The sequence below is a fragment of the Streptomyces sp. NPDC048191 genome (genome assembly GCF_040652655.1).
In the GTDB taxonomy this organism is placed as follows: domain Bacteria; phylum Actinomycetota; class Actinomycetes; order Streptomycetales; family Streptomycetaceae; genus Streptomyces.
In genome coordinates, this window is the sequence record NZ_JBEZMO010000067.1 from 1 (window position 1) to 7,361 (window position 7,361).

Consider the following 7,361-nt stretch of genomic DNA (forward strand, 5'->3'; position numbering starts at 1 on the left):
ATGACGTTCCTGATCGCCGTACCGACCGGTGTGAAGTTCTTCAACTGGATCGGCACGATGTGGAAGGGCAGTCTCTCCTTCGAGACACCGATGCTGTGGGTGATGGGATTCCTCGTCACGTTCGTCTTCGGCGGACTGACCGGAGTCATGCTCGCCTCGCCGCCCATCGACTTCGCCACCTCCGACACCTACTTCGTGGTGGCCCACTTCCACTACGTCATCTTCGGCACGGTCGTGTTCGCCATGTTCTCCGGCTTCCACTTCTGGTGGCCGAAGTGGACCGGCAGGATGCTCGACGAGCGCCTCGGCAAGATCACCTTCTGGACGCTGTTCATCGGCTTCCACGGCACCTTCCTGGTCCAGCACTGGCTGGGCACCAACGGCATGCAGCGCCGGATCCCCGACTACCTGGCCGTCGAGGGACTCACCACGCTCAACACGGTCTCGACGATCTTCTCGTTCCTGCTCGGCTCGTCCATGCTCCCCTTCTTCTACAACGTGTGGAAGACGGCCAAGTACGGCGAACGGGTCGAGAGCGACGACCCGTGGGGCTACGGCCGCTCCCTGGAGTGGGCGACCTCCTGCCCGCCCCCGCGCCACAATTTCGTCGCCTTGCCCCGGATCCGCAGTGAGTCCCCCGCCTTCGACCTGCATCACGGCGAAACCCCCGACCGGCACCGGGAGTTGAGGGCGCGATGACCGAGCCGGACGAACGGGCGCTGGTGCGGGAGATCGAGGGGCATCTGCTGCTCGCCGCCGCACGGGAGGAGGGCCGTACGGCGGCGGCGCGCACGGCGTCCCGGCTGGGCTGGCTCACCGATATCCAACGGGACGTACTGGAGCGGGAGTTCGAAGCGGAGTACCTGACGCTGTCCCGCCGCTCCTGGCAGCGCACGGCCGAGCGCGCCGAGGAGTTGCGGCAGACGTACGAGCGGCGCTACCGGGCACTGCGACAGCGCCTGCTGGCATGTCTGCTGCTCGGGTGCGCGGTGTTCGCGGCGGCGGGCCTGCTGGTGGTGTCCGCCGCCGCGTAGGCAAGCCGAACAAGCCGCGCCGGCGGTAGAGCCGCCCAGGAGGGGAGTCAACGGCCGCGACGAGGGTGAACCCTCCGGAAAGCCGGGGCGTTGGTCCCGAGCGGGAGGGAACGACGCCATACTGGCCGTCGTGCGCGTTGCCATCATGACGGCGGGGTCCCGGGGCGATGTGGCCCCCTACACCGGGCTGGGCCACCGGCTCGCCCGGGCCGGACACGAGGTCACCCTGGTCACCCACGCCCGCTTCGAGCCGCTGGTGGCGGGCTCCGGCACACGGTTCCACGCACTGCCGGTCGACCCCCGGGCGGAGCTGGAGTCTCCGCGCGGCCGGGGCCTGCACCGCAGCGCCAGTGAGGCCGGGAAGCTGCTGCGCCTGGCGGGCATGGCCCGCCGGGTCGTCGGGCGGATGACCGAGGACCTGATCACGGCGGCCCGGAACAGCGACGCCCTGCTGCTGTCCGCCTCGCTGGCCCCGCTCGGCCACACCATCGCCGAGGGGCTGGAACTGCCGAGCATGGGCACCTATCTGCAACCCCTCGCCGGAACCAGGGAGTTCGCTGGGGCTGCCGCCGACGCGGGCCGGTGCCGCACGGCGGGCCCGGGAGCGGCGGCTGTGGTCGGTGCACCACGGCTTCAGCCCGCTGGTGGTGCCCCGGCCCCGAGACTGGCGGCCGGGTCTCACGGTGAGCGGCTACTGGTGGCCCTACGACACCGAGACGCAACTCCCGCAAGCTGTACGGGAGTTCCTGGAGGCGGGCCCCGCGCCGGTCTTCGTCGGGCTGGGCAGCGCCGCCGTGCCGGATGCCGGCCGGTTCAGTGGCCACCGGCGACGACATGCTGACCATCGACGACGTGCCGCACGCGCTGCTCTTCCCGCGGATGGCCGCCGTGGTCCACCACGCGGGCGCGGGGACGACGGCGGCCGGGCTGCGCACGGGGGTGCCTGCGGTGCCGGTGCCGGTCCAGTTCGACGCGGGGTTCTGGTCCGCACGGCTGGTGGCGCTCGGTGTCGCCCCGGGTGTCGTACCGCTGCGCCGCCTGACCGTGGACGCGCTGTCCTCGGCCCTGGTACGGGCCACCCGCGAGCCGGAGTACGGGAAGCGGGCGCGCGCCCTGGGCGCCCGCATCCGCGCCGAGAACGGCGCGGCCCCGGTACTGGCGGCACTGGACCGGCTCGGCGGCTGACCCGCCGGGCCGGTCCCGCGGTGCCCGCGATCAGCCGTTGGTGAGCACCATCCGGAAGCGGGCCTTGCCGGCGAGCATCTTCTGGTAGGCCTCCGCCACGTCGTCCAGCGGCACGGTCTCGGTCATCGGGCGGATGCCGTGCAGGGCACTGAAGTCCATGGTGTCCTGCACGTCCTGCGCGGTCCCGGACGGGTGGCCGCGTACGACCCGGCCGGCCATGAGGAGCTGGATCGGGCTGATGCCCAGTGGCTCGGCGTCCGCACCGATGACGACGAGCTCGCCGCGCGGGGCGAGGCCGTCCACGGTGGCGGTGATGGCCTCGGAGCTGCCCGCGGTGGCCAGGACGACGTTCATGCCGCCGAGGGACTGGAGGGCCTCGGCGACCGGGGTGCCGGCGGTGCTGTCGACGTAGTGGTGGGCGCCCAGCTGCTTGGCGAAGTCGGCCTTCTCCGCGCCCCGGGCGATCGCCACGGTCTCGAAGCCCATCGCCACCGCGTACCGCACCCCCAGGTGCCCGAGGCCGCCGAGACCCAGCACCGCGACCCGGTCGCCGGCCCGGGCGGAGCTGCGCCGCAGTCCGTTGAAGACCGTGACCCCGGCGCAGGCCATGGGCCCGGCGTCGCTCGCCGCCAGCGCCTCGGGAATGCGGGCCAGGGCATCGACGGGCGCGACCAGTTTCTCAGCGAAGCCCCCGTCGTACGCCCAGCCGGGGGTTTTCAGGTTGACGCACACGATGAAGTCGCCCTTGCGGCAGGGCGGACAGTGGCCGCAGCTGCCGCCGAACCAGCCGACCGCCACCCGGTCACCGACCTGCCAGCCGTGGTCCTGAGCGCCGTCGCCCAGCTCCTCGATGTGACCGGCGATCTCGTGTCCGGGGACCTCCGGGAACGTCACACCCGGTACGGCGGCGCTCACGAACATGGCGTCGCTGTGGCAGATCCCGCAGGCCTCCACGGCGATCCTGACGTGGCCGGGCCCGGGCCGGGGCACCTCTCGTTCGGCCAGCTCGAACGTGCCGTTCGGAGCGGTCACCTGCGCGACTCGATACGTACTCATGCGCTTCTCCGGAGAACGGGTACGACGGGCCCCCGGTCCAGCACACCAGGTCCGGGCCGATCCCGCGCGTCGAACCCCTCGGGTCCCCGGTCACCCGGCCGGGGGCCGCCAGCCCTCCGGCCTGAGCATGCCCAGCAGCAGCCGGACCAGCTCGTCCACCACCTCGTCCAGGGTGGCGTCCACCCAGCCGGCGCTCCAGTCGTGCAGGAGGCCGTTGACGCTGCCGATGAAGGCCGCCGCCGCGAGGCGGTAGTCACGGGGCGCCGCCTCGCCGCGCGCCGCCGCCGCGTCGGCCTCGGCCCGGATGAGGCCGATCCAGCGCGCCCGGCGGGCCAGCCGCTGTTCCTCCAGGCGGGGGCTGACGCCGACGATCTCCACGAAGGTGACGCGGATGCGGCGCGGGTCGCAGGTGACGTCGCGGGCGTAGGCCCGGAAGAGCACGGCGGCCCGCTCGGCCAGCGGCAGCCCGTCCGCCGTGGCGAGGGCGTCCAGCACCGCCTGTTCGGCCCAGCCGTTGACCTGGAGGTGCAGCGCGGCGAGGACGTCCTCCAGGGTGCGGAACTCCTCGTAGAACTGGCGGGTGGACAGGCCGGCGGCCTGACTGAGCGCGGCGACCGTCGTCCCCCGGTAGCCGGGTGCGCCGCCGAACAGTTCCAGGGCCGCGTCCAGGAAGCGCCGGCGCCGCTCGGCCTGCCGTTCCTCGGCGGAACGGCCGCGGTAGCGGCCCGTCGGCGCCTTGAGCCTGCCCGTCACAAGTCCCCTCCGTCCACCGGCTGCTCCCCCAATCTTGTCGTGCACACATCTTGTCGGACAGGCGGTTCGCTCCTTACTTTTCAGTAAGTTCACTGTGAATGCGCCCGTGTTCAGATTCCCCGAGGAAAGAGAGCAGTCATGCCTGCCTCCAGAACCAGGCACCTGTGCTCCGTGGCCGCCGCCCTCGCCCTGACCTTCGCCGGCCCGGCGACCGCCGCCACCGCCGCGGGCGACGGCTCCGGCGGTCTGCGGGAGGTGCTGTTCGTCGGCAACAACTGGGACGGCACCGCCGATGTCATCAAGTCCTCCGGCGACTTCGCGAAGATCGGCCGGATCAACGTCGTCCCCGACAAGGCGGAGCGGCTGGCGGAGATCAACGCCGACCCGATCAAGTGGATCTACTACACGTCCATCCGCAACGAGGTCGGCGAGGGACACGACCAGTACGCGGACGACATGTACTCGACGCCCGACGGCAGGTCCGTGGTCGTCTCGCGCCCCAGCTTCGCCGACGTCGTCTCCATCGACCTGGCCACCGACAAGGTCAACTGGCGTTTCCCGGTGGCCGGTTACCGTGCCGACCACATGGCGGTCTCGCCCGACGGCACCCGGGTGGCGGTCTCGGCGTCCACCGCGAACAAGGTCCAGGTGCTGGACATCAACACCGGTAGGGAACTGGGTGAGTTCGGTACCGGCGACAAGCCGCACGAGAACTTCTTCACCAACGGCGGCACGTACATCTGGAACATGTCCATCGGCGAGGTGACCACCTCCCTCGACGACCCGGGCTGGGACTGGACCAAGGGTGACCGGCACATCACCATCGTCGACGCGACCACGTTCAAGCAGGTCAGGACCATCGACATGCGGCAACGGCTGGACGCCGCCGGACTGAAGGACTTCTCCGACGCGGTCCGGCCCGCCGCCTTCACGCCGGACTGGTCCAAGCTCTACTTCCAGGTGTCGTTCTTCAACGGCTTCCTGGAGTACGACGTGGCCACGGACAAGATCACCCGGGTGAAGACGCTGCCGGGGAACCCGGCGACCAACCCGGACCGCACCACCTGGCTGCTGGACTCGCGCCACCACGGCATCTCGATGAACCCCGAGGGCACCAAGCTGTGCGTCGCCGGGACGATGGACAACTACGCGACCGTGGTCGACCGGGCCTCCTTCGACGTCGGCCCGCTGATCACCGCGTCGACCCCGTACTGGGCGACCGTGAGCGGGGACGGCAAGGACTGCGTCATCTCCGAGGCCGGCGCGGACCAGGTCACGGCCATCGACTTCGCCACCGGCCAGAAGGTGCTGTCGATACCGGTCGGCGACCATCCGCAGCGCGTCCGGCTGGGGCACGTCCCGGCCGACTGGACGGGTCCGGCCGGGAGTTGAGCGCCGTACGGCCTCCGGGGCGACCCCACTCCTCCCGGGGGCCGTACGGCTCCTGCTCAGAAGTGCGCCGCCAGCCACCCGGCCAGCTCGGACCTGGCCGCGGTCAGCAGGTCCGCCGAGGGCGCGGTGGCCCCGTTGGTCACCAGCGCGAAGTGCAGGGCCCCGGAGTCGGTGTCGGTGAGCAGCAGCCGGCGGCTGCCGGTGCCGCCCGGCTCGGGGGCGACGGCGACCGGTGTGGCGGCGCCGGTGTAGGCGGGCGGGGCGTAGGCCGTGCCCACATCGGAGACGACGGTGGTCGACGCGGTGGCGAAGGACGCCGGCAGGTGCAGTTCGGTGGGTGCGGTGCCGTCGCCGGAGCGCCACACCAGCACTCCGTACTGGCCGGAGCCCACGAGCTTCGCCACGTTCGGCAGCGAGGACGGCACCGGGTTCCAGGTGAGGGTCGTCGAGCCGTCCCGGGAGCGGTCCTCGTAGGTGAAGACGAGGGCCGTACCGGCCGTGGCGCTCGGGTAGAGGCGGTCCAGCAGTCGGGCGTCCTGGCGCAGGGTGACGTTCCCCGAGTCGTCCAGGCGTACGGCGGAGAGGTCCTCGTCGTTCCAGGCGTCGCCGGAGGTGAGCACCTTGTCGGGGTTGCCGTTCATCAGCTCGTGGTGCCGGCCGCTGTAGAGGTCCCACTGCCACTGGGTGCCGGAGAGCACCGGGCCGGAGGCGGCCGGGTTCGTCCACCAACGCGCGCCCGGCTCACGGGAGTCGAGGGCCTGGTACATCGCCTTCAGGACGGTCGGCGCCTTGTCGGCCACCGCGCCGGACAGCGGGTGGCCGAACTCGCTGACCACGGCCGCGGTGCCGGCGGCCGCGGCGCGGTCGCGGACGGCGGCGAAGTCGGAGGCGTACTGGCCGTCGGCGGCCTTGCCCCACATCAGGATGCCCGAGATGGCCTTCTGGTCGTAGAAGTGGGTGTTGAAGACGTAGCCGGGGCCGAGCGTGCCCGCGTCCAGCAGGCCGCCCTCCTGCTTCTGGGTGGAGATGTTGGCGTTCCAGAAGAGGTTGGGTTCGACGAACGCGGGCTTGTCCTGCCAGCCGGCGACGTCCATACGGGCGCGGAACTTCTCGTAGAACGGCCACAGCAGGTCCCGCTCCCAGGTGCGGGAGGTCTGCCCGGAGTCGTAACTGCCCGCGTAGGGCTCGTTGTACGGGTCGAATCCGGCGATGTCCGCGAACTCCGCGCCGTTCAAGTGCTGCCGGAGGTACTCCATGGTCGTCCGCGCGGTGGTGAGGAAGGCGTCCTGGAGGCCGTGGGCGTTGTGCCAGAAGTCGTGCTGCGCCTGCTGCACGGCGGCGTTCTGGGTGATGTTCTGGCCCCAGAAGAGGCAGATGCCGCAGGACTCGGCCGGGTAATCCCCGGCGTCCACCGCCCACTTGGGGGCGCCGTCGCCGGTGTACCAGCTGCCGCTGTCGAAGAGGTGGCGGGAGTACAGGTCCTGGTGGAAGTCCGGGAAGACGCGGATGCCCTCGTCCAGGAAGGCGCGCATCTGCTCGGTGACGGCGGCGAGGTAACCGGTGTCCACCTGGCCGCGCACGGGTTCGGCGTGCGCCCAGGAGAGCAGGAAGCGGACCGTGTTGGCGCCCCCGAGGGCGCGCAGCGCGCTCGCGGACCTGCGGGCGTCGGCGACGGAGGCGAAGGGCAGGCCGCCGTTCTCCTCCAGCTTGGTCTCGCCGGAGACGTTGTAGCCGCGCAGGACGATCTCGCGCCCCTGGCCGTCGGTGAAGCGGCCGCCCCGCACGGTGAGCGGGGCGCCGTCGAACCAGAGGGAGCCGGCGGGGAGGGCGGGGGTCGCGGCGGTGGGGGGGGGGGGGGCCCCCGCCCCCCCGCATGCACGGGGGGCGGCCCGGGCAACCCCCACACGCCACCCGGCAATAGGCAGTTGCCACCCCGAGCCC

The 7,361-nt window shown here is 71.7% G+C and carries 6 protein-coding genes and 1 pseudogene; 4 read left to right on the forward strand and 3 right to left on the reverse strand.

All coding sequences use genetic code 11. The features are described from left to right. The 3 genes and pseudogenes from AB0D93_RS41130 to AB0D93_RS41140 all read left to right on the forward strand — a co-directional run. Positions 1-699 (forward strand): cbb3-type cytochrome c oxidase subunit I (locus tag AB0D93_RS41130; protein WP_362131764.1); only part of this gene is annotated, 699 nt, incomplete at its 5' end. Further along, a complete protein-coding gene (locus AB0D93_RS41135) occupies positions 696-1,034 on the forward strand; it encodes a hypothetical protein (RefSeq protein WP_362131768.1) in 339 nt (112 codons plus the stop codon). The genes AB0D93_RS41130 and AB0D93_RS41135, both read left to right, overlap by 4 nt. 145 nt (positions 1,035-1,179) lie before the next feature. Continuing rightward, positions 1,180-2,219 (forward strand): annotated as a pseudogene (locus AB0D93_RS41140) (glycosyltransferase). Positions 2,220-2,249: 30 nt separating this feature from the next. Here the strand turns inward: AB0D93_RS41140 and AB0D93_RS41145 are convergent. Both AB0D93_RS41145 and AB0D93_RS41150 read right to left on the reverse strand, forming a co-directional pair. Beyond that, complete coding sequence (locus AB0D93_RS41145; RefSeq protein WP_362131771.1) at positions 2,250-3,275, reverse strand: alcohol dehydrogenase; 1,026 nt, start codon at positions 3,273-3,275, stop codon at positions 2,250-2,252. A 90-nt stretch (positions 3,276-3,365) separates the two neighbouring features. Beyond that, positions 3,366-4,028: a TetR/AcrR family transcriptional regulator gene (locus AB0D93_RS41150; RefSeq protein ID WP_362131774.1), complete on the reverse strand. Its 663-nt coding sequence runs from the start codon at positions 4,026-4,028 to the stop codon at positions 3,366-3,368. Between the two features lie 138 nt (positions 4,029-4,166). Between AB0D93_RS41150 and AB0D93_RS41155 the strand changes: the two genes are divergently transcribed. Continuing rightward, the gene (locus AB0D93_RS41155; protein ID WP_362131777.1) at positions 4,167-5,420 is read left to right on the forward strand and encodes a YncE family protein; all 1,254 of its coding nucleotides are present in this window, start codon (positions 4,167-4,169) and stop codon (positions 5,418-5,420) included. A gap of 56 nt (positions 5,421-5,476) precedes the next feature. Here AB0D93_RS41155 and AB0D93_RS41160 read toward each other — a convergent pair whose 3' ends face one another. Then, complete coding sequence (locus tag AB0D93_RS41160; RefSeq protein ID WP_362131780.1) at positions 5,477-7,324, reverse strand: cellulase family glycosylhydrolase; 1,848 nt, start codon at positions 7,322-7,324, stop codon at positions 5,477-5,479. Positions 7,325-7,361 lie beyond the last annotated feature (37 nt).